A 20196-nucleotide genomic window follows, 5' to 3' on the forward strand; every position below is an offset into this window, starting at 1 on the left:
GTCAATTAAGTTTAAAAGTGGTAAGATAAAAAGAACGGAGGCGTTATGGCACAGAAAAAAGCAAGCCTAGCGTGTGCAGATTGTGGGAACCGAAACTACTCGATTAGTGTTAGTAGCACTCCCAAACCAACACGACTAGAAGTGAACAAGTTTTGCAAAAATTGTAAAAAATATACCTTGCATAAAGAAACAAGATAGGAGACACCGTGAGACAAACCGGAAGTATTTTCAAAGTCTTGAAAGACACGACTTGGCCAGAGCGTAAACAACGCTGGCACGATTTTAGTTCAATTCTTGAGTATACTGCATTCTTCACTGTCATCATCTATGCGTTTGATGAATTGTTGAGTCGCGCTATGTCAGCACTGATTAACTTTTTCTAAAGAAAACATAAAAAGAGTGGGCATGCTTGCTCTTTTTTGTTATAATAAATGCAGATAAAAGCGAGAACAAGGGCCGCCAGGCTTTTTTATTACGCTTTGAATTAAAACATAGGCATTCATTTACATTTAACGCTTGCGCCTCGAATATTGATGGTCATGTTTAAATGTCATTTAGAACAAAGAAAGGAATCCTAAAATGCTAGATTCATTCGACAAGGGCTGGTTCGTCCTTCAAACGTATTCAGGATACGAAAATAAAGTTAAAGAAAATCTTTTGCAACGAGCTCAAACTTATAACATGCTTGAAAATATCTTGCGTGTTGAAATCCCAACTCAAACTGTCAATGTTGAGAAAAACGGTAAAGTTAAAGAAGTGGAAGAAAACCGCTTCCCTGGTTACGTTCTTGTTGAGATGGTAATGACAGACGAAGCATGGTTTGTTGTTCGTAATACTCCAAACGTTACTGGTTTCGTTGGTTCACACGGAAACCGTTCTAAACCAACACCACTTTTGGAAGAAGAAATCCGTCAAATCTTGATTTCAATGGGTCAAACAGTTGATGTCTTTGATACGAATATCAAGGTTGGTGACGTGGTTCAAATCATCGATGGTGCCTTTATGGGGCAAGAAGGCCGTGTTGTCGAAATTGAAAACAACAAGGTTAAAATCATGATTAACATGTTTGGTTCAGAAACAGCTGCTGAGCTTGAACTCTACCAAATCGCTGAACTTTAAAATAGTCAAAAAGGTTGGAACCAGGAGCTTCAACCTCGGGAGACTATCTCATTAAACATGGGGGAGAGACTAGAATCTAGATTTTTAAATTTAGTTCTGTGTCACTCCCTTTTTATAACGGATGATGAATTATAAACAATTTTACGATAGGATTAGCGGTCCATTGCGTCCTTATGCTAAGGTCTTGGGAGGATTGAACAAGGCTATAACAAGGACTTTTTACCTACTTTTTCCTATATTTCTTATTTTGGTTTGGCTGAGGCATGGCTGGTTTGTTCTTTTTACGACAGTGCTTATTATGGGAGAAGGCTTTTTTCTGCTTTCTCTTGGTCGTAGCCTTTATAATCGCCCACGCCCTTATCAGACCTGGGACATTCAGCCTCTTATTAAAAAGGACAGTCTTGGCAAGTCATTTCCTAGCCGTCATGTTTTTTCAGCAACGACCATTGCCATGTTTACCTTATTGCTTAATCCGTGGCTAGGTGGGACTCTGCTTTTTCTCGCAGCAATTTTGGCTATCTTGCGCGTGCTAGGCGGTGTTCATTATCCTAGTGATGTTTTGGCAGGCTATGTCATTGGAATTCTTGTTGGCCTGCTTCTTTACCTTTAGAAATTTTTGGTCTTCTTCGAGAGAGGAGGGCTTTTTTCGTTGAAAAAAGAAAAGGACCCTTTGGGGACCTTTTCTCTTGTTCTAAAATTCGAGTTGGCGATTAAAGGTTGTTCCCACCATTCGATATTGGCTTAGTTTAAAACATGCTCTATGATAGCTTGTGTTACTCCATGTTAATCATTTGAAGCAGTCACTAGGTTTGCAGACTTCTTGACTCCCTCAGGTGCATTGACCATAGCAACTCCTAGGCTAGCCAGAGCGAGCATAGGACTATCGTTGAAATTATCACCAATAGTCATAATCTGTTCAAGAGGAATGTCATAATACTTAGCAACCTCAAGGAGAGCATGTTCTTTAGAAACGTGCTTGGCAGTGACTTCTAAGTAGTTATCTTTGGATAAGTAGAAGACTGTCTGTGGAAAACCCATGCTTAGGAGTTTTTGGTGGAGGTCCTGGATAAACTTCAGGCTCATCAATCAACAATAGCTTGTGGATAGAAGGCTTTGAATCTGAGACAGTGTCTTGGAGTTGCTTAATAATAGGAGATTCACCCGTGATACTTGCTTCCAACTGAGACCATTTGTTTAGTTGGTTGGTAATCCAATCCTTGCCAGAGTAGATATTCACAGAAACACTTGGATAGTCTGTGGATAAGTAGTTAATAAATGTTCGAGTTTCGGATTTATCCACAGGATGTTCTATGATAGTACGATCACCCTCAAGTACTAGGCCCCGTTGTAGCAGGTGATAGGATTGTCATGAAGTCCTAGTTTATGAGCAATTGGTTGCATTCCTAGTGGAGAATGGGCAGAAGCTAAAACAAAAGGTATCTTCGCCTTTTCAAGCTCTGGCATGACTTCAATCAGTTGATCATCTACCTGGTGGTTACTAGTGAGAATAGTCCCATCAATATCGCTGATAATCAAACGAATTTTACTAATAATCGCTATCCTTTCCATCATATAAAATTATTACTTTATCTATATCAGACTCAGGCTCCTTATCTGTAATCCAATAGTCAAAGTCCTCAAGTTTACCCAAGATATATTTGGAATGCTTTTCATATTTGTCAGATTCAGCAATAAGTATCTTAGTTCTAGTAGCTTGCTAGGCTAGCTGTTTGACGGCAACGTCTTCTTCATCTTCAAAGCTAACCAATCCTTGACTGAGACTAGCCGCTCCAAAGAAGGCTAAGTCAAATTGTAGATGTTGCAAGATCTGTGCTTCGTGAATCGAGTAGTAGAAGCGGTTTTTAGTGTAGAATTTGCCTCCCAAGAGATGAAAATCAATCCCTTCCTTACCACTTAGGACCAAGGCATTATCCAAGGAGTGGGAGTAAACAGTAACGTTCTTAGTTAATTTTTGTGAAACTTCAAGCATCAAGGTAGAAACATCGAAAAAAAGTAGAGATTGTTCTTTGATGAAGCTAAGCGCCAGGTCTGCCATTTTTTTCTTATCTTCTGTGAGTCCTTTCTGACGTTCTTGGAAGCAAAGAACACTGGTGTTTTTAACTGGAAGAATACCGCCATGGGTACGTTGAGCCAGATTCCTCTGGCTGAGACAATCAAAATCTCTTCTGACAGTATCTTTTGAAACTCCTAATTCATCAACCATTTCTTTGACAGATAGGTTTCCTCGCTCTTCCAAGAGCATCAAAATTCTCTCAAATCGTTGTTCCTGATACATGAGTCACCTGCTTTCTGATATTAGTATAGTATCTTTTTACGTTTTTTGTATATAAAAATGCAAAAAAAAACGCAAACTAACCCAGGTTCAAGTTACCTCGTAAACTTCTCTTACTATCTTTAAAAATCCTTCAAAAATGCTATAATAGAAGCATTACGAATATTGGAGAGAAACCATGAGTTTTTACAATCATAAAGAAATCGAGCCTAAGTGGCAAAAATACTGGGCTGACAATCACACTTTTAAGACAGGAACAGATGCCTCTAAACCTAAGTTTTATGCGCTTGACATGTTCCCTTACCCATCTGGAGCGGGTCTTCACGTAGGACACCCAGAAGGCTATACAGCGACTGATATTCTCAGCCGTTTCAAACGTGCCCAAGGCTATAACGTCCTTCACCCAATGGGATGGGATGCCTTTGGTTTGCCTGCAGAGCAATACGCTATGGATACAGGAAATGACCCAGCAGAATTCACAGCAGAAAACATTGCCAACTTCAAACGCCAAATCAATGCGCTTGGCTTCTCTTACGACTGGGACCGTGAAGTCAATACTACAGATCCGAACTACTACAAGTGGACACAATGGATCTTCACTAAGCTTTACGAAAAAGGCTTGGCTTATGAAGCTGAAGTACCAGTAAACTGGGTTGAAGAATTGGGAACAGCTATCGCCAACGAAGAAGTTCTTCCTGATGGAACGTCTGAGCGTGGAGGCTATCCAGTTGTCCGCAAACCAATGCGTCAATGGATGCTTAAAATCACTGCTTATGCAGAGCGATTGCTCAATGACTTGGATGAGTTGGATTGGCCAGAGTCTATCAAGGACATGCAACGCAACTGGATTGGTAAATCAACTGGTGCCAATGTCACCTTCAAAGTGAAAGGTACTGACAAGGAATTCACCGTCTTTACGACACGTCCGGATACTCTTTTCGGTGCGACCTTCACTGTTTTGGCGCCTGAGCATGACTTAGTAGATGCTATCACAAGTCCTGAACAAGCTGAGGCTGTAGCTAACTACAAACACCAAGCTAGCCTTAAATCAGACTTGGCTCGTACCGACCTTGCCAAGGAAAAAACAGGGGTTTGGACTGGAGCTTATGCTATAAACCCTGTTAACGGTAGAGAAATCCCAATCTGGATTGCGGACTACGTTCTCGCTAGCTACGGAACAGGTGCAGTTATGGCCGTACCTGCTCACGATGAGCGTGACTGGGAATTTGCTAAACAGTTTGGTCTTCCAATCGTAGAAGTACTTGAAGGTGGCAACGTTGAAGAAGCAGCTTACACAGAAGACGGTCCTCATGTCAACTCTGACTTCTTGAACGGGCTTAACAAAGAAGAAGCTATTGCTAAAATTGTAGCTTGGTTGGAAGAAAAAGGCTTTGGTCAAGAAAAAATCACTTACCGTCTCCGCGACTGGCTCTTTAGCCGTCAACGTTACTGGGGTGAACCAATCCCAATCATTCATTGGGAAGATGGCACTTCAACAGCCGTTCCAGAAAGCGAATTGCCACTTGTCTTGCCAGTAACCAAGGACATCCGTCCTTCAGGTACTGGTGAAAGTCCATTGGCTAACTTGACAGACTGGCTTGAAGTGACTCGTGAAGATGGGGTCAAAGGTCGTCGTGAAACCAACACCATGCCACAATGGGCAGGTTCAAGCTGGTACTATCTTCGCTATATCGACCCACATAACACAGAAAAATTGGCAGATGAGGACCTCCTCAAACAATGGTTGCCAGTCGATATCTACGTGGGTGGTGCAGAACACGCCGTTCTTCACTTGCTTTACGCTCGTTTCTGGCACAAATTCCTCTATGACCTCGGTGTCGTTCCAACTAAAGAACCATTCCAAAAACTCTTTAACCAAGGAATGATCTTGGGAACAAGCTACCGTGACCACCGTGGTGCTCTTGTGGCGACTGACAAGGTTGAAAAACGTGATGGTTCCTTCTTCCATGTGGAAACAGGAGAAGAGTTGGAGCAAGCACCAGCCAAGATGTCTAAATCCCTCAAGAATGTGGTTAACCCAGACGATGTGGTGGAACAATATGGTGCTGATACCCTTCGTGTCTATGAAATGTTCATGGGACCACTCGATGCTTCTATCGCTTGGTCAGAAGAAGGCTTGGAGGGAAGTCGTAAATTCCTTGATCGTGTTTACCGCTTGATTACAAGTAAAGAAATCGTTGCGGAAAATAATGGTGGTCTTGACAAAGTTTATAACGAAACCGTTAAATCCGTCACTGAGCAAATTGAGTTGATGAAATTCAACACAGCCATTGCTCAACTCATGGTCTTTGTTAACGCGGCTAACAAGGAAGACAAACTCTATGTGGATTATGCCAAAGGCTTTGTCCAATTGATTGCCCCATTTGCGCCTCACTTGGCAGAAGAACTCTGGCAAACTCTTGCAGCAACAGGTGAGTCAATCTCTTATGTGGCGTGGCCAACTTGGGACGAAAGCAAATTAGTTGAAGACGAAATCGAAATCGTCGTCCAAATCAAAGGAAAAGTCCGTGCTAAACTCATGGTCGCTAAAGACCTTTCACGCGAAGAATTGCAAGAAGTGGCTCTGGCTGACGAAAAAGTCAAAGCAGAGATTGATGGCAAGGAAATCGTGAAAGTAATTGCGGTACCGAACAAGCTTGTGAACATTGTTGTGAAATAACCAATTTGTTTGCTGATTTGCAACCTTAAACAGTTCCCCAAACTGTTTGAGCTAACTAAACTACGTTTATATTGTTGTGGAATAAGAAATGAATCCTCTAGAGTTAGACTCTGGAGGATTTTTTACTCTTCTTGACAAGAAAACGATATTTTGTAATTTCATTAACAAAAAGAAGGAAACTATGAATAAGAAAGAACTGCATAAGTTTAATAAATGTTTTAATAGCTTTGCTTTAGCCTTTGAACGGTTGAAAAAGGACCAGCATAGGAATAAGTATTGATAAATCAATCACACTATTAATGAAGTCCGTTTGATTAACCTAATAGGTCGGAATCAGCCTGTGAATCTAGTGAATTTATCTGAGTTGCTTGCAGTATCAAGGAGTGCCGTCACTCAGAGAGTTAGACGTTTAATCAAGAAAGACCTCGTTTTTTTTTGAATTTGCACAGGATAATGAAAAAAATAAATATCTGATATTATCTAAAAAAGGTGTTGAGGTTTTTAACATCCATAAAGAGCAGCAAGAACATATTGAAAAAGCCATTTTTTCAGTTTTAAGAAACTATAGTGAGGAGGACCTTCAAATGGTTATGAAACTGCTGGATGATGTTGAACAGGTGTGGCGAGAATTACCGTGGAAAAAATCACGGTAATTTTAAAACCATATTGTTAATCATATTAACAAAAAGAGGAAGATATGAATATGCAAATTGAACTTATCCCAGCGTCTGAGTTAGCAGATGAATCTTTTAATATTGTCATCAATGACTTAAAACCAAGAGAAACATATCGAGTCGAAATGTTTCTATCTGATTATTATTGTATCAATGCTCCCATGCGTTTAGCTCATGATGTTTTATGGAAATCAACAGCGACTTTTGTATCAGACAGATACGAATGGTATTATTAATATCTCACAAACCCCATCTTGTTCTGGCTCGTATGAAGGTATTTCAACAATGGGACTATTTTTAATGCCAAGCCCTTGACCAATAAGAGAAAGAAACTTCCAAACTCTCTTTCTAAAATTCCCTTATTAGATCATTTTTTTGTGGGAATCAAAATTATGCAAGGAAATACTGTCATTGCAGAGAGAACTTTCACAAGACATTATATGAGTTTGCAAATTAGTCATCAAGATATTTACGGGAAACATTTTCAAGTGAGACTCTTTTATGATAAAAAGGCAATCAAAACACCAGCATTGATTATTGTGAGCGGTAGTGAAGGAAGGATTGAAAAGGCACAGAACATAGCTCAGCTTCTATCTTCTAGAGGTTATATTTGTTTAGCAATTGCCTACTTTGGTTTAGAGGAGTTGCCAAAACATTTGAAACGTATTCCTTTAGAGTGCCTTGTGGAGGCAAAGAGTTATCTACGTCAGTACCCTCAAGTAGATAGTGAAAGAATTGGAATCTATGGACGATCTAAGGGAGCAGAATTGGTTTTAGTTGAGGAGATCCTTTTTAATGACGTTCAATGTTTGGTACTAAATTCACCCTCTGATGTGGTGTATGAAGGGATAGAAGGGAAATGGAACTCTCATACTTCTTCTTGGACGCATTTGCAAAAAGAACTTCCCTATCAAAAGTTTCGACTTAGAGATTATCTGTTCAGCAAACTTTTTAGAAAACCTATCCCTAAAGATTGCTCTGCTAGAATAGATATTGGTCAAATGCATTCACCAATCTTGTTGCTCGGAAGTACTGTTGATGAAATATGGGATGCCTCGTCAGCAATTGATGATATTGTCTCACATTATAAAGGACACTACATTACATTTAAAAAATATCATAAAACACAGGTCACATGTTGACGGTGGCTTATCAACCAAATCATCGTTATCGAAAAGATTGGCGTTTACTGATGAAAGAGAGTGAGGATTCTTGGTTGGCTACGATTCATTTTTTTGATAGGCATTTGAAAAAGCAATAAAAAAAGATTATAAATATGCTATAATAGTCCCAACTAAGATAAAAACACAGTTCTGGTTGGTAAGTCCAGACGTAGGCGAGCCTATCAGTAACCTAAGGATATGAATAGAAATGAAGAGTAGTCCATCAAGGCTACTCTTTTTCGTCAAAGGAACCATTAGAAAAATCGGAAAATCCAAACAATATTTAACTTTCTGAAATGTGGAGACAATTGCTCAAAAATGCTATAATAGTCAGCATAAACAAGCTATTAATAACAAAAAATAAGTACCTATTCGATTGGAGGAAATCCTTGTATAAAGATGATAGTTTAACCTTGCACACGGACTTGTATCAAATCAATATGATGCAGGTCTACTTCAACCAAGGTATTCACAATAAAAAGGCCGTTTTTGAAGTTTATTTCCGTCAACTTCCGTTTAAAAATGGCTTTGCTGTGTTCGCAGGTCTGGAGCGTATTGTCAACTATCTTGAAAATCTGACTTTTTCAGAAACTGATATTGCTTATCTGAAGGATTTAGGCTATCCGAAGGATTTTCTGGACTATCTGGCCAACCTAAAACTCGAGTTGACTATCAATTCAGCCCTTGAGGGTGATTTGGTATTTGCTAATGAACCGATTTTTCAAGTGGAAGGTCCCTTGGCTCAGTGTCAGTTAGTAGAGACTGCCCTACTGAATATCCTTAATTACCAGATTCTTATTGCGACTAAGGCAGCTCGTATTCGTTCTGTTATTGAGGATGCTCCTCTGTTGGAATTTGGGACACGTCGTGCCCAAGAGATGGATGCAGCAATATGGGGGGCGCGTGCAGCCGTGATTGGTGGTGCTGACGCAACTTCAAATGTACGTGCAGGTAAGATTTTCGGTATTCCTGTTTCAGGCACTCATGCCCATGCCCTTGTTCAAGCTTATGGAAACGATTATGATGCCTTTAAAGCCTATGCATCTACTCATAAAGACTGTATATTTCTTGTGGATACCTATGATACCCTTAAGATTGGTGTTCCAAATGCTATCCGTGTGGCTAAAGAGCTAGGTGATAAGATCAACTTCTTGGGTGTTCGTCTTGATTCAGGTGACTTGGCTTATCTGTCTAAGCAGGTCCGTAAGCAACTAGATGCGGCTGGTTTCCCTGATGCCAAGATTTACGCTTCAAATGACCTTGATGAAAATACCATTCTTAACTTGAAAATGCAGAAGGCCAAGATTGATGTTTGGGGTGTTGGTACTAATCTTATCACAGCCTATGATCAACCAGCCTTGGGTGCGGTCTACAAAATTGTCTCAATCGAGAATGATCAGGGAGTCATGCAGGATACCATCAAGTTGTCCAACAACGCTGAGAAGGTTTCGACACCAGGTAAGAAGCAAGTGTGGCGTATTACGAGCCGTGCTAAGGGAAAATCAGAAGGTGACTATATCACCTTCGCAGACACGGATGTTAATGCTTTAGAAGAAATTAACATGTTCCACCCGACTTACACCTACATTAACAAGACTGTCCGCGATTTTGATGCGGTGCCACTTTTGGTCCCAATCTACGACAAGGGGCAACTAATCTATGATTTGCCAAGTCTTGATGAAATCAAGAACTATGCGACTAAGGAATTGGATGAGCTTTGGAATGAGTACAAGCGCGTTCTTAACCCCCAAGATTATCCAGTTGACTTGGCCAAAGATGTCTGGGATAACAAGATGACCTTGATTGATAATATGCGTAAGAAAGCCCGTGACTTGTCAGAGTAAAAGGAGAAAATATGACTTTGCAAGAAACTATTATTGCTCAACTAGGAGTTAAACCTAGCATTAATCCGAAGGAAGAGATTCGAAAATCCGTTGATTTTTTGAAGGCCTACATGATCAAACATCCATTCCTTAAAACATATGTTTTAGGGATTTCAGGAGGTCAGGATTCTACATTGGCTGGTCGTCTTGCGCAACTTGCGGTTGAAGAACTTCGTGCAGAGACAGAAAAAGACTATCAGTTTATCGCCATTCGTTTACCATATGGAGTTCAAGCAGATGAAGACGATGCCCAACGTGCCCTAGCTTTTATCAAGCCAGATGTAAGTCTTACGATTAACATTAAAGAAGCTGTTGATGGTCAGGTTGCTGAACTGGCCAAGGCAGGTGTAAACGTATCTGACTTTAATAAGGGAAATATCAAGGCCCGCCAACGTATGATAACCCAATATGCGGTTGCTGGTGAAAATAGTGGAGCAGTTATTGGGACAGACCACGCCGCTGAAAACCTTACAGGGTTCTTCACAAAATTTGGTGATGGTGGTGCGGATATCCTGCCACTCTTTCGTCTAAACAAGCGTCAAGGCGCTGCCCTTCTTGCAGAGCTTGGTGCTGATAAAGCCCTTTATGAAAAAGTACCAACAGCTGACCTGGAAGAAGATAAACCAGGAATTGCCGACGAAGTGGCATTGGGAGTGACCTATCATGAGATTGATGATTACCTTGAAGGCAAGGAAGTATCAGCCAAAGCTCAGGAAACGATTGAGACTTGGTGGCGTAAAGGTCAACACAAACGTCACTTGCCAATCACCATTTTTGACGATTTTTGGAAATAATAAGAGAAATGATTTATGATTAAAGCTTATATTGATTTTTGGAAGCGTGCCTTTGATTTTAGTGGACGTTCGACGCGCCCAGACTACTGGTGGGTTTACTTGATTAATGTCATCATTAGTACTATCCTTGTAGTAGGTTTTGTTCTCATTCCTTTCTTCAGTAATGTGTCTCATAACCCAGCGATATTAAATGACTCAACTGAAATACAAAAAATGATTTTGAAATATATGTCACCAATAATGATTTTTGGATTGATCATATTAATTCCACAACTGTCCCTTCAATTTCGTCGTTTGCGAGATGCAGGTATTCATCCGGCTTGGGGGCTTCTAAGTTGTATAGGGCTTGTACCAATCTTGACTTTCTTCTCATTCATTGGAAGTATTGTACTCATTGTCATGTCATGTCAGCCAACTAAACCAGCACCTGAAACGCTTTTTGATAAAGTTGAATAAGATTGTCGTACCCCTAGGTTTAACCTAGGGGTATTTTTAAATTGAATTTTCAGAAATTAGTGATAAAATAGATAGTAATAAGTCTTAAAAGGAGGAATCTTATGACTTCACTATCAACAGATTTCACAGAAAAACTATTTGCAGATTATGAGGCCAATGCCAAGTACGGCGCTATTGAAAATGCAGTAACCCATAACGGCTTGCTTAAATCTATCGAGACACGTCAATCAGAAGTGGAAAATGATTTTGTTTTCTCAATTGATTTGACTAAAGATGAGGTGTCTAACCAAAAAGCTTCAGGTCGTTGCTGGATGTTTGCGGCCCTTAATACTTTCCGCCATAAATTGATTTCAGACTTCAAATTGGAAAGTTTCGAGCTTTCTCAAGCCCACACATTTTTCTGGGATAAATATGAAAAATCAAACTGGTTCTTGGAACAAATTATTGCTACAGCAGATCAAGAAATTGGTAGTCGTAAGGTTAAATTCCTTTTGGATACCCCTCAACAAGATGGTGGACAATGGGATATGGTCGTATCACTCTTTGAAAAATATGGTGTTGTACCAAAATCAGTATATCCAGAATCTGTAGCTTCAAGCAATAGTCGTGAGCTTAATCAATACCTTAATAAACTCCTTCGTCAAGATGCCCAAATCTTGCGCGATTTGATTGCCAGTGGTGCTGATCAGGCTGCTGTTCAAGCTAAAAAGGAGGAGTTCCTTCAAGAAATCTTCAATTATCTTGCCATGACCCTTGGCTTGCCACCACGTCAGTTTGATTTTGCCTATCGAGATAAAGATGATAACTATCGATCTGAGAAGGGTATCACGCCACGGGCCTTCTTTGAAAAATATGTTGGCCTTAAACTCAGCGACTATGTATCAGTTATCAACGCTCCAACAGCTGATAAACCTTACGGAAAATCTTACACGGTTGAGATGTTGGGAAATGTTGTAGGTGCGCCAAGTGTTCGTTATATTAACCTCCCAATGGACCGATTCAAAGAGCTTGCTATTGCACAGATGAAGGCAGGAGAGAGTGTATGGTTTGGTTCAGATGTTGGTCAGGTTTCGGACCGTCAAAAAGGCATTCTTGCAACTAATGTTTACGACTTTACAGCTAGCATGGATATTAACTGGACTCAAGACAAGGCTGGACGTTTAGACTACAGTGAATCTCTCATGACCCATGCCATGGTATTGACAGGTGTTGATCTGGATGCTGATGGTAAACCAATTAAATGGAAGATTGAAAACTCTTGGGGAGATAAGGTTGGACAAAAGGGGTACTTTGTTGCTTCTGATGCTTGGATGGATGAATATACATATCAAATCGTTGTTCGCAAAGATTTCCTTACAGCTGAAGAGTTGGCTGCCTATGAAGCAGATCCACAAGTGCTTGCACCTTGGGACCCAATGGGATCCCTTGCTTCAAAATAAGAGGATATTTCAAAAACACTGGATAGAATTCCAGTGTTTTTAGTTGACTTCATTAAAATTTATGGTTGTAAAAAGAGCTATCTAATAGATAACTCTTTTCAATTCCTTTTTACTCATCTACTGTAGAAGTAGAAGTGTTTGAATTTGAATTCTCAGCACCGTTAGAACCCGATGTTGAAGGATTTGTTGATGCATCTGGGCCATACTGTTGACTATCTTGTGAACTTGATGAGTCACTACTTTTACCATAATCCGAACTTGATGATGAGCTAGATGTTCCTAGTGATCCGGTATAAACATTTGACGTTGACGAACCAGTTAGGAAGACGTAACTACCATTGTTGTAAACACCACTAGGCATATCGAAATCTTCCGAACCTGCACCATACATCTGGTTGAGGTATCTACTTGTTAGACCGTAGATTTGTTTAGCGATATTTAGGTCTGAGCCATAAAGTGGAGTTTTACGGTTTTCATAACCTGTCCAAATGGCCATTGCATATTTAGTATTATAACCAACGAACGTTTCGTCAGGAACAATAAGATCAGCGTAGACGCCACTTTCTTTTTGTACTTGATAGTACTCATCGTCACTGTAGCTAGATGTACCCGTTTTACCAGCATTGATGGTGCCAGGTACATAAGCTTCAGTCGCTGTACCACCTGTCAAAACCTGTTTCAACATGCTATTCATCATATAAGCTGTTTGTGGCGACATGGCCTCGACACCTTTAGAATCGTATGATTTTGTTGAACCGTCTTCAAATTTAATTGATTTAATGTAGGATGGTTTATAGTAAGTACCACCATTGGCAAAGGCTGCATAGGCAGCCGCCATCTTCTCACTTGAAGCACCATATTTAGGATCTGATGATGTTGTTGAAGATGAGATAGCGTTTGAATAGAACATCTCTGGGTACTCAATACCTAAATCTTTCAAAAAGGATTGAGCATACTCCAAGCCAGTCGCTTGAAGCGCTTTAACCGCAGGAACGTTACGTGATTTTTGAATCGCATAAGTCAGAGAGATACTTCCGTAATACTTGCGGTCCCAGTTGTAAACTGGAGTTGAAGTACCAGGGAAATTATAAGGGGTATCGTAAACGGTAGTACCGGTGTTAGTATATACCCTTTTTTCAATAGCAGGTGCGTAATCGGTGATAGGTTTCATTGTAGATCCCCAGTCACGGTCAGTTTGAACAGCTTGGTTTGTACCAAGGGCAATATTTTCGTCTTGGTGACGTGATCCCAATTGAGCAACAACATGTCCATTGGTAACATCAATGATAGTAGAAGCTACTTGAAATTTGTCATCAGGATAAGCAATATAATCATTTGAGTTGTAGACATTCCAAATGTATTTTTGAATATCAGGATCAAGATTTGTATAGACATCGAGCCCAGCTGAGTAGATATCAGCATTGGCTTCGGTAGAGACTTGTTCAATAACTTGTTTGATGTAGTTATCTAGGTATGGTTCGTAGCTAGCTTTATTCGTAAGTGGAAGAAGACCATCTGATACATCCGTTGCTTTAGCTTGCTCGTACTCCTCTTTAGAAATATTTTTGTCTTCATACATTTCATTAAGAACAGTGTTGCGACGTTCTTTAGCAGCATCCGGATTAGCATAAGGATCATATTGTGTTGGTGCTTGTGGGATACCAGCAAGAAGAGCTGCTTGGGCAACTGAGAGGTCACCTAATTCTTTACCAAAATAAGATTTAGCTGCGGTCTTCATACCGTAGTAACCATTACCCATATAAACCTTATTAACGTAGAAGGTCAAGATTTCTTGTTTAGTATACTGACGCTCCATTTGGAGAGATAACCATATTTCTTGTGACTTACGTTTAAGGGTTTGGTCTGAGGTATTAGTTGAGAAGTAGGCTAACTTAATCAACTGTTGGTCAAGTGTAGATCCCCCTTGAGTGCTGTTATGGCGAAGGTTGTTAATAGCGGCTCCCATAATACGATAAACGTCAATGCCGCGATGGGTAAAGAAACGCTTATCCTCGATAGAGGTAATTGCATTGACTAGGATTATAGGAATCTCACCTGTTGATGCACTTTCACGTTTTTCGGATCCCAAGTCAGCAATAAGACTACCATTACCATCGTAAATCCTACTTGAGTTTGTTGATTGCAACTTGTTCTCGGTAAGTTTAGGAACACTGCTAACATAGTAAGCAAAGAGTCCACCACCAGCGATGACACAGATTACAAAGAAAGTGAGTAGTCCAATAAAAGCGTATTTTGCAATACGCCATCCTAAATTTTGATCTGAAGCAGCTGAGCGTTTTCCTTTGCTATAGCGAGAAGAATCTGAATGTTTAACCTGTGTGTTTTTAGCACGTTTAGTTGAACCGTTAAGTGATTCTTTAAAGTTGCTGAAATTAAATTTAGCCATTATGTGTTACCACCTAATAATTTTTCAATGATCTCTAAATAAGGAACTTGAGGATAAGCTGATTCTGCGATTGCATAACCTCTTTTTTTGATATAATCAAGAGGCATTGATTTTGTCCCCTTATCAATTTGATAAAAAGCGATTAAGTCTTTGGCAGGCAGAAGGTAGGTTTCCTTAAGCGTTGAAAAGTGGAGTAGCACGAAGCAGATTCCATCTTGATTGATGACCTGAGACATGTGCTTAATTTGATGCGCATGAAAGTTTTTCATAGGCATAGATGTCTTTTGCCGTGTCTCTTTGGCTTCAAAATCAATATAGTATCCTTTGTAAACGCCAGAGTAGTCAGTAGTTGAGGCTTGCCTAAAGTAAGCTTCTACAATCTTTGCTCGTGAGCGTTTTGGATAATCGACTTTGACGATCTGAACCGGTGTAGGTTTCTTATGAATAACGGCTAAGCCACGCGACAAATAGTAATCATTAGTCGCATTAATAGCAGATTCAAAGTTCATCCCCCGATTGGCAAAGTCAACTCTATTAGATTTTTTAGTACGTACTTGTGCTATCTTACGAGATATCTGATGGGGATAGTTTACCATTTCTTTCCCTTCTTATTTATAAGATATGCATAAAGACTATTTCATTATACCATAAAATGAGCGAGGAAAACAATAAATGACATCACTACTCATAACGGGCTATAAGAGCTTTGAACTTGGTGTTTTTAAAGACAAGGATCCTAAGGTAAATATCATTAAGAAAGCAATCAAACGTGATCTTAAACGTTTTTTAGATGAAGGTGTGGATTGGATGATTTTTACTGGGAACCTTGGTTTTGAATTTTGGGCGCTAGAAGTGGCTAAGGAACTTCAGAAAGACTACCCTTTGAGGTTAGCGACGTTATTTCCATTTGAAACACACGGTCAGAATTGGAGTGAAGCTAACCAAGAAAAATTGGCAGCCTTTAAACAAGTTGATTTCGTAAAGTATAGTTTTCCAGCTTATCAATCGCCAGCTCAGTTCAAACAATTTAATCAGTTTCTCATCGATAATACAGACCAAGCTTATTTATTTTATGAGCCTGAAAATGAAACAAATTTGAAATATTTTTACAATATGATAATAGCAGCAAGTGATTATCCCTTATTTCGATTGACTTTTGATGACCTCAATGAAGTCATGTCGGAATAGGATATAATTACGTTTTAAACTTGCATTTTTATATTTTTTTCTGTATCATGAAAACAATAGACTGTAAAGTATTAGTAAGTTAGATAAGACAAGTATTGGAGAAGAATAATGGCTAAGATTAATTTAACGCCCAAGAAAATCTACGAACAAGAATTTAAAACAAGCATACGTGGATACGATAAAACAGAAGTTGATGAGTTTCTAGATGATGTGATCAAAGATTACACTGTCTACATTGCTCTAGTTAAGGAATTGCAAGAAGAAAATGCAAAACTGAAGGCTAAGGGAACATCGGCTCCTGCAAGCCGTCCCGCATATGCAAGTTCGACAAGTGAACCATCACATGCCACTGCCAATATTGCTTCGGCTTCAAACTATGATATCTTAAAACGTATCAGTCGTTTGGAAAAAGAGGTCTTTGGAAAACAAATCGTCGAATAAAACTGGTTTTGTGCAATTTTCGGATAATCGCATGGTTGCAAGTCTTCCATGAGGAAAGTCCATGCTAGCACTGGCTGTGATGCCAGTAGTGTTTGTGCTAGGCGAATCAATAAGCCTAGGGACTTGATTTTCAAGTTACGGCGAGCGAACTGGCTAAGTCTGCGGATAGGTTTTAGTAGCTCTGAAAGTGCCACAGTGACGGAGTTTTTAGGGAAACCTAAAAAGTGGAACGCGGTAAACCCCTCAAGCTAGCAACCCAAACTTTGGTAGGGGCATGGGATGGCCGGAAACGAACGGACCATTCTGACTGCTATGCAGTAGACAGATGATTATCGAAGGAAGTGGTACCTAGTCACTTCTGGAACAGAACATGGCTTATAGAAAATTGCATATAGGTGAGGCTGGGACACATGTCTCAGCCTTCTTTTAGCAAGAATCGTCTCTTTTGCGTCTACCATCTAAGGGCAAGAGTGAATAATAAGCTATAGCTTAGGGAAATTTGTACTCGTAATAATTAGGTAAAAGGATGACAATGAAAGAAACATTTACATTAGTAGCAACTGCTGCAGCCGGACTTGAATCTGTGGTTGGACGTGAACTACGTGAGTTGGGGTATGAGACCCAGGTTGAAAATGGTAAGGTGCGTTTTCAGGGTGATGTTCGTGCGATTGCTGAAACTAACCTTTGGTTGAGAGCTGCAGACCGTATCAAGATTGTGGTGGGTGAGTTTCCAGCACGTACTTTTGAGGAGCTTTTTCAGGGAGTTTTTGCTTTGGACTGGGAAAATTATCTTCCCTTAGGTGCAAAGTTCCCAATTTCAAAAGCTAAATGTGTTAAATCAAAGCTTCATAATGAGCCGTCTGTTCAGGCGATTTCTAAAAAAGCTGTCGTTAAAAAACTACAGAAGTATTTCCACCGTCCGGAAGGAGTGCCTCTTCAAGAAACAGGTGCGGAATTTAAGATTGAAGTTTCTATCTTAAAGGATAAGGCTACTATTTTAATTGATACTACAGGCGCTAGTCTTTTTAAGCGTGGTTATCGTACTGATAAAGGTGGGGCACCTATTAAAGAAAATATGGCAGCTGCTATTCTTGAACTTAGCAACTGGTATCCTGACAAACCTTTGATTGACCCAACTTGTGGTTCGGGGACCTTCTGTATTGAAGCTGCTATGATTGGAATGAATATTGCACCAGGTTTTAATCGTGATTTTGCTTTTGAGGCATGGAATTGGGTGGGTAAAGATTTAGTACAGTCAGTACGAGATGAAGCTGATAGCAAGGCAAATTACGATGTTGCATTAGACATTATGGGGTGTGATATTGATAGCCGTATGGTTGAGATTGCTAAGGCTAATGCTCGCGAAGCTGGTCTTGAAGATGTTGTTAAATTCAAACAAATGCGTTTACAGGACTTGAAAACAGATAAAATAAACGGTGTCATTATTTCAAATCCTCCTTATGGGGAGCGCTTGTTGGATGACAAGGCCGTGGATATCTTGTATAATGAAATGGGTCAAACTTTTGCGCCGCTTAAAACGTGGAGCAAGTTTATCTTGACCAGTGATGAACAATTTGAAAGTAAATACGGCATGAAAGCTGATAAAAAACGTAAGCTTTATAACGGAACACTTCGCGTTGATTTGTATCAATATTTTGGAGAGCGTGTTCGCCGTTCTGAGGCTAGAAAGGTAAATTAAACGTGTCAGAAGATAAAACACAAAATGGCTATGAAGAAAGCCAAGAGTTAGATTTCCAAGATGCCAAGGAAATGACAGTCGGTGAGGCTGTCCGCAAAGAAGCTGAGATTAATGCTGGTGTAACCGAAACAGATAGTATTTTGGATAAGTATATTAAGCAACATCGTGAAGAAGTTACCTCACAAAAATTCTCAAAGAAAATTGAAGCAGATGGCGATACATCACCCTTGGATGCCTTCATTCAAAAGCAACGTCAGGAATTTGCTGATTCAGGTTTGATTGGTCAAACATTGGCTAATGAGTCAACTAACTCAACGACTGCTGACGAAACAGTAACACCTATTACATCTGGTTTTGGCACAACTGAAACTAAGGCAGATGATACTCGAGCTCCTGTTGACTCTGAAATCACTGTGAAACCAGAAAGTGAAAGCTCTGAAACCATCATAACATCAACTAATGCTGATCGTTTTATCACGTCAGAATCAGAAAAATTTGATCTTGGTGAAGCCCTTGCTGCGACGACTACCTCAACTAATCAACAAGTTGATAACACTGCTATGGTAGACAATGTTGATGATCCGAAACCAGAAAGTACTTTACCTGCTGATGACAAGGCTTCTGAACCACAAGCCTCTAAACCTCTGTTGGAAGATGTTGAAGTCTCAGAAACAATCGACTCAGAAGCTATTGCCACAACAGTTGCTGGTGTAACAGGAGTTAAAGCTGATGAAGCAAAAGCGACACCAAAAGTGTCTATGACAGTTAGTCGTCCATCAGCAGAAGATAAAATCTCTTCAGGGTCTATTTCTCCATCTCATAAAGGTGTCTTTGATGGTGATATTCCAGTTTATCGCCGTAAGGGTGTTGTTATAGGTGCTCTCACGGTTCTTGCTCTAGCTATAATTGGTGGGAGCTATGCTCTTTATAAAGTAACACATAGCCAATCTGCGAAAACTACAAGCACTGCTTCTTCAGCAGTGATATCATCATCAAGCAAGGGCGCATCAGCTTCTGATAATAAAGCCTTCGAAGACATGTATAAGAATTTCTTCACAGATGATGAGCAAACAAAACTAGCTAATGATCAATTTGGTAAGCTATCAGACTTGGAAAAACTACTTAAAAAATTGGAAAAAACCAAGTATTATGATGCAGCTAAGACCAAATACGATAACTTGAAGAAACAAATCGAAGCTATTGAAAAAGTCAATAGTAAGTATGAATCAGATGCTCTTGTAGACGGTAGCTATAATGCCTCTATCTCAGTTAAATCTGATGCAAACTTTAATGATCTTTCAGAACGTGTAACAAATACTGGCAATGCTAGTCTTGATAGCATTATCCAAGAAGTCATTAAGGGCGGTAAAACACAGCTTGAAGAAAAGGGTAAGGCTGCAAGTGCAACGTCTGCAGTGACAGCTTCTGAAAGTGTTAATACTGCTACTCCTTCGGGAGATAACACATCTGGAGCAGCTAATTCAGGTGTAACAGGTACGGCTGGTGGAGTTTCTAGTGGTACAGCTGCAACTTCAACAGTTGTGACACGTGGCATCATGAATTACAATCCATCTATCCTTCAACGTGATCGCTCTCGTGTGCCTTATAATGCAAACGTAGTAGCGGATACAAGTAATCCAGCTTGGACTTGGGCTAATGGTGTTCTTGATAAGATTATTGCAACATCTCACTCACGTGGGTACTTCTCAGGAGATAACTTTATCCTTGAGCCAGTCAACATCATCAACGGAAATGGTTACTACAACATGTACCTTCCAGATGGAACTTATCTCTTTAGTATCAACTGTAAGACAGGTTACTTTGTAGGCAATGGTTCAGGTCACTCAGATAAACTTGATTATTAATAAAAATCGACGACACTCCCTAGGGAGTGTTTTTTTGTTTTATCTTGGTGAAGTCCGAGTTTATAAGAGTTTTGTGCTATAATAGGGGGATAAGA

Annotated in this window: 15 protein-coding genes, 1 other RNA gene and 4 pseudogenes; 16 read left to right on the forward strand and 4 right to left on the reverse strand. The window is 39.9% G+C overall.

What is annotated here, in order from left to right:
• Positions 1–45: 45 nt before the first annotated feature.
• The 4 genes from rpmG to E3C75_RS03405 all read left to right on the forward strand — a co-directional run bounded on the left by rpmG (position 46) and on the right by E3C75_RS03405 (position 1729).
• On the forward strand, positions 46–198 hold the full coding sequence (rpmG, locus tag E3C75_RS03390; protein WP_002946904.1) for a 50S ribosomal protein L33: 153 nt from the start codon (positions 46–48) through the stop codon (positions 196–198).
• A gap of 8 nt (positions 199–206) precedes the next feature.
• Positions 207–383 (forward strand): preprotein translocase subunit SecE, encoded by a 177-nt coding sequence (gene secE, locus E3C75_RS03395; protein WP_084828450.1) that lies wholly within the window; start codon positions 207–209, stop codon positions 381–383.
• A gap of 196 nt (positions 384–579) precedes the next feature.
• Positions 580–1119 (forward strand): transcription termination/antitermination protein NusG, encoded by a 540-nt coding sequence (gene nusG, locus E3C75_RS03400; protein WP_002883644.1) that lies wholly within the window; start codon positions 580–582, stop codon positions 1117–1119.
• Positions 1120–1240: 121 nt separating this feature from the next.
• Positions 1241–1729, forward strand: coding sequence for a phosphatase PAP2 family protein (locus tag E3C75_RS03405; RefSeq protein ID WP_100262309.1), 489 nt, complete (start codon positions 1241–1243; stop codon positions 1727–1729).
• 173 nt (positions 1730–1902) lie between these two features.
• On the opposite strand, the pseudogene E3C75_RS03410 reads toward E3C75_RS03405, so the two are convergent.
• Positions 1903–2691, reverse strand: a pseudogene (locus tag E3C75_RS03410) (Cof-type HAD-IIB family hydrolase).
• Positions 2666–3415, reverse strand: a pseudogene (locus E3C75_RS03415) (DeoR/GlpR family DNA-binding transcription regulator). Before E3C75_RS03415 ends, E3C75_RS03410 begins: the two co-directional pseudogenes overlap by 26 nt.
• A 175-nt stretch (positions 3416–3590) precedes the next feature.
• Here E3C75_RS03415 and leuS point away from each other — a divergent pair.
• From leuS to pepC, 7 genes and pseudogenes are all read left to right on the forward strand, one after another.
• A complete protein-coding gene (leuS, locus tag E3C75_RS03420) occupies positions 3591–6092 on the forward strand; it encodes a leucine--tRNA ligase (RefSeq protein WP_100262308.1) in 2502 nt (833 codons plus the stop codon).
• A 181-nt stretch (positions 6093–6273) separates the two neighbouring features.
• Positions 6274–6745 (forward strand): annotated as a pseudogene (locus E3C75_RS12230) (MarR family winged helix-turn-helix transcriptional regulator).
• 44 nt (positions 6746–6789) lie between these two features.
• Positions 6790–8027: pseudogene (locus E3C75_RS11245) on the forward strand (acyl-CoA thioester hydrolase/BAAT C-terminal domain-containing protein).
• Positions 8028–8318: 291 nt separating this feature from the next.
• Entirely contained in the window at positions 8319–9773 is a 1455-nt protein-coding gene (locus E3C75_RS03450; RefSeq protein WP_084828454.1) for a nicotinate phosphoribosyltransferase, read from the forward strand.
• Between the two features lie 11 nt (positions 9774–9784).
• Positions 9785–10606, forward strand: coding sequence for an ammonia-dependent NAD(+) synthetase (nadE, locus tag E3C75_RS03455; RefSeq protein ID WP_002949400.1), 822 nt, complete (start codon positions 9785–9787; stop codon positions 10604–10606).
• A 15-nt stretch (positions 10607–10621) separates the two neighbouring features.
• Entirely contained in the window at positions 10622–11062 is a 441-nt protein-coding gene (locus tag E3C75_RS03460; protein ID WP_011225416.1) for a DUF805 domain-containing protein, read from the forward strand.
• 101 nt (positions 11063–11163) lie between these two features.
• The gene (gene pepC / locus E3C75_RS03465) at positions 11164–12501 is read left to right on the forward strand and encodes an aminopeptidase C (RefSeq protein WP_014607929.1); all 1338 of its coding nucleotides are present in this window, start codon (positions 11164–11166) and stop codon (positions 12499–12501) included.
• A 109-nt stretch (positions 12502–12610) separates the two neighbouring features.
• On the opposite strand, the gene pbp1a is transcribed toward pepC, so the two are convergent.
• Positions 12611–14908: a penicillin-binding protein PBP1A gene (gene pbp1a / locus E3C75_RS03470; RefSeq protein ID WP_111679211.1), complete on the reverse strand. Its 2298-nt coding sequence runs from the start codon at positions 14906–14908 to the stop codon at positions 12611–12613.
• Complete coding sequence (gene recU, locus E3C75_RS03475; protein WP_002949408.1) at positions 14908–15504, reverse strand: Holliday junction resolvase RecU; 597 nt, start codon at positions 15502–15504, stop codon at positions 14908–14910. The genes pbp1a and recU overlap by 1 nt, the downstream gene beginning before the upstream one ends.
• A gap of 76 nt (positions 15505–15580) precedes the next feature.
• On the opposite strand from recU, the gene E3C75_RS03480 reads away from it, so the two are divergent.
• The 5 genes from E3C75_RS03480 to E3C75_RS03500 all read left to right on the forward strand — a co-directional run bounded on the left by E3C75_RS03480 (position 15581) and on the right by E3C75_RS03500 (position 20101).
• Entirely contained in the window at positions 15581–16096 is a 516-nt protein-coding gene (locus E3C75_RS03480; protein WP_002949411.1) for an SLOG family protein, read from the forward strand.
• Positions 16097–16204: 108 nt separating this feature from the next.
• A complete protein-coding gene (gene gpsB, locus E3C75_RS03485; RefSeq protein ID WP_095559223.1) occupies positions 16205–16537 on the forward strand; it encodes a cell division regulator GpsB in 333 nt (110 codons plus the stop codon).
• Positions 16538–16552: 15 nt separating this feature from the next.
• Positions 16553–16920, forward strand: an RNA gene (gene rnpB / locus E3C75_RS03490) — RNase P RNA component class B.
• A gap of 149 nt (positions 16921–17069) precedes the next feature.
• Entirely contained in the window at positions 17070–18236 is a 1167-nt protein-coding gene (locus E3C75_RS03495) for a THUMP domain-containing class I SAM-dependent RNA methyltransferase (protein ID WP_100273260.1), read from the forward strand.
• Between the two features lie 2 nt (positions 18237–18238).
• Positions 18239–20101 carry a cell division site-positioning protein MapZ family protein gene (locus tag E3C75_RS03500; RefSeq protein ID WP_111679213.1) on the forward strand — a complete coding sequence of 621 codons (1863 nt, stop codon included), beginning with the start codon at positions 18239–18241 and terminating at the stop codon, positions 20099–20101.
• Positions 20102–20196: the final 95 nt, after the last annotated feature.

The organism is Streptococcus thermophilus, assembly GCF_010120595.1.
Taxonomy (GTDB): domain Bacteria; phylum Bacillota; class Bacilli; order Lactobacillales; family Streptococcaceae; genus Streptococcus; species Streptococcus thermophilus.

Coding starts and splice junctions, on each gene's coding strand:
- rpmG (WP_002946904.1), top strand. CDS start 46: ATGGCACAGAAAAAAGCAAGCCTAGCGTGTGCAGATTGTGGGAACCGA.
- nusG (WP_002883644.1), top strand. CDS start 580: ATGCTAGATTCATTCGACAAGGGCTGGTTCGTCCTTCAAACGTATTCA.
- E3C75_RS03405 (WP_100262309.1), top strand. CDS start 1,241: ATGATGAATTATAAACAATTTTACGATAGGATTAGCGGTCCATTGCGT.
- leuS (WP_100262308.1), top strand. CDS start 3,591: ATGAGTTTTTACAATCATAAAGAAATCGAGCCTAAGTGGCAAAAATAC.
- nadE (WP_002949400.1), top strand. CDS start 9,785: ATGACTTTGCAAGAAACTATTATTGCTCAACTAGGAGTTAAACCTAGC.
- E3C75_RS03460 (WP_011225416.1), top strand. CDS start 10,622: ATGATTAAAGCTTATATTGATTTTTGGAAGCGTGCCTTTGATTTTAGT.
- pepC (WP_014607929.1), top strand. CDS start 11,164: ATGACTTCACTATCAACAGATTTCACAGAAAAACTATTTGCAGATTAT.
- pbp1a (WP_111679211.1), bottom strand. CDS start 14,908: ATGGCTAAATTTAATTTCAGCAACTTTAAAGAATCACTTAACGGTTCA.
- recU (WP_002949408.1), bottom strand. CDS start 15,504: ATGGTAAACTATCCCCATCAGATATCTCGTAAGATAGCACAAGTACGT.
- E3C75_RS03480 (WP_002949411.1), top strand. CDS start 15,581: ATGACATCACTACTCATAACGGGCTATAAGAGCTTTGAACTTGGTGTT.
- gpsB (WP_095559223.1), top strand. CDS start 16,205: ATGGCTAAGATTAATTTAACGCCCAAGAAAATCTACGAACAAGAATTT.
- E3C75_RS03495 (WP_100273260.1), top strand. CDS start 17,070: ATGAAAGAAACATTTACATTAGTAGCAACTGCTGCAGCCGGACTTGAA.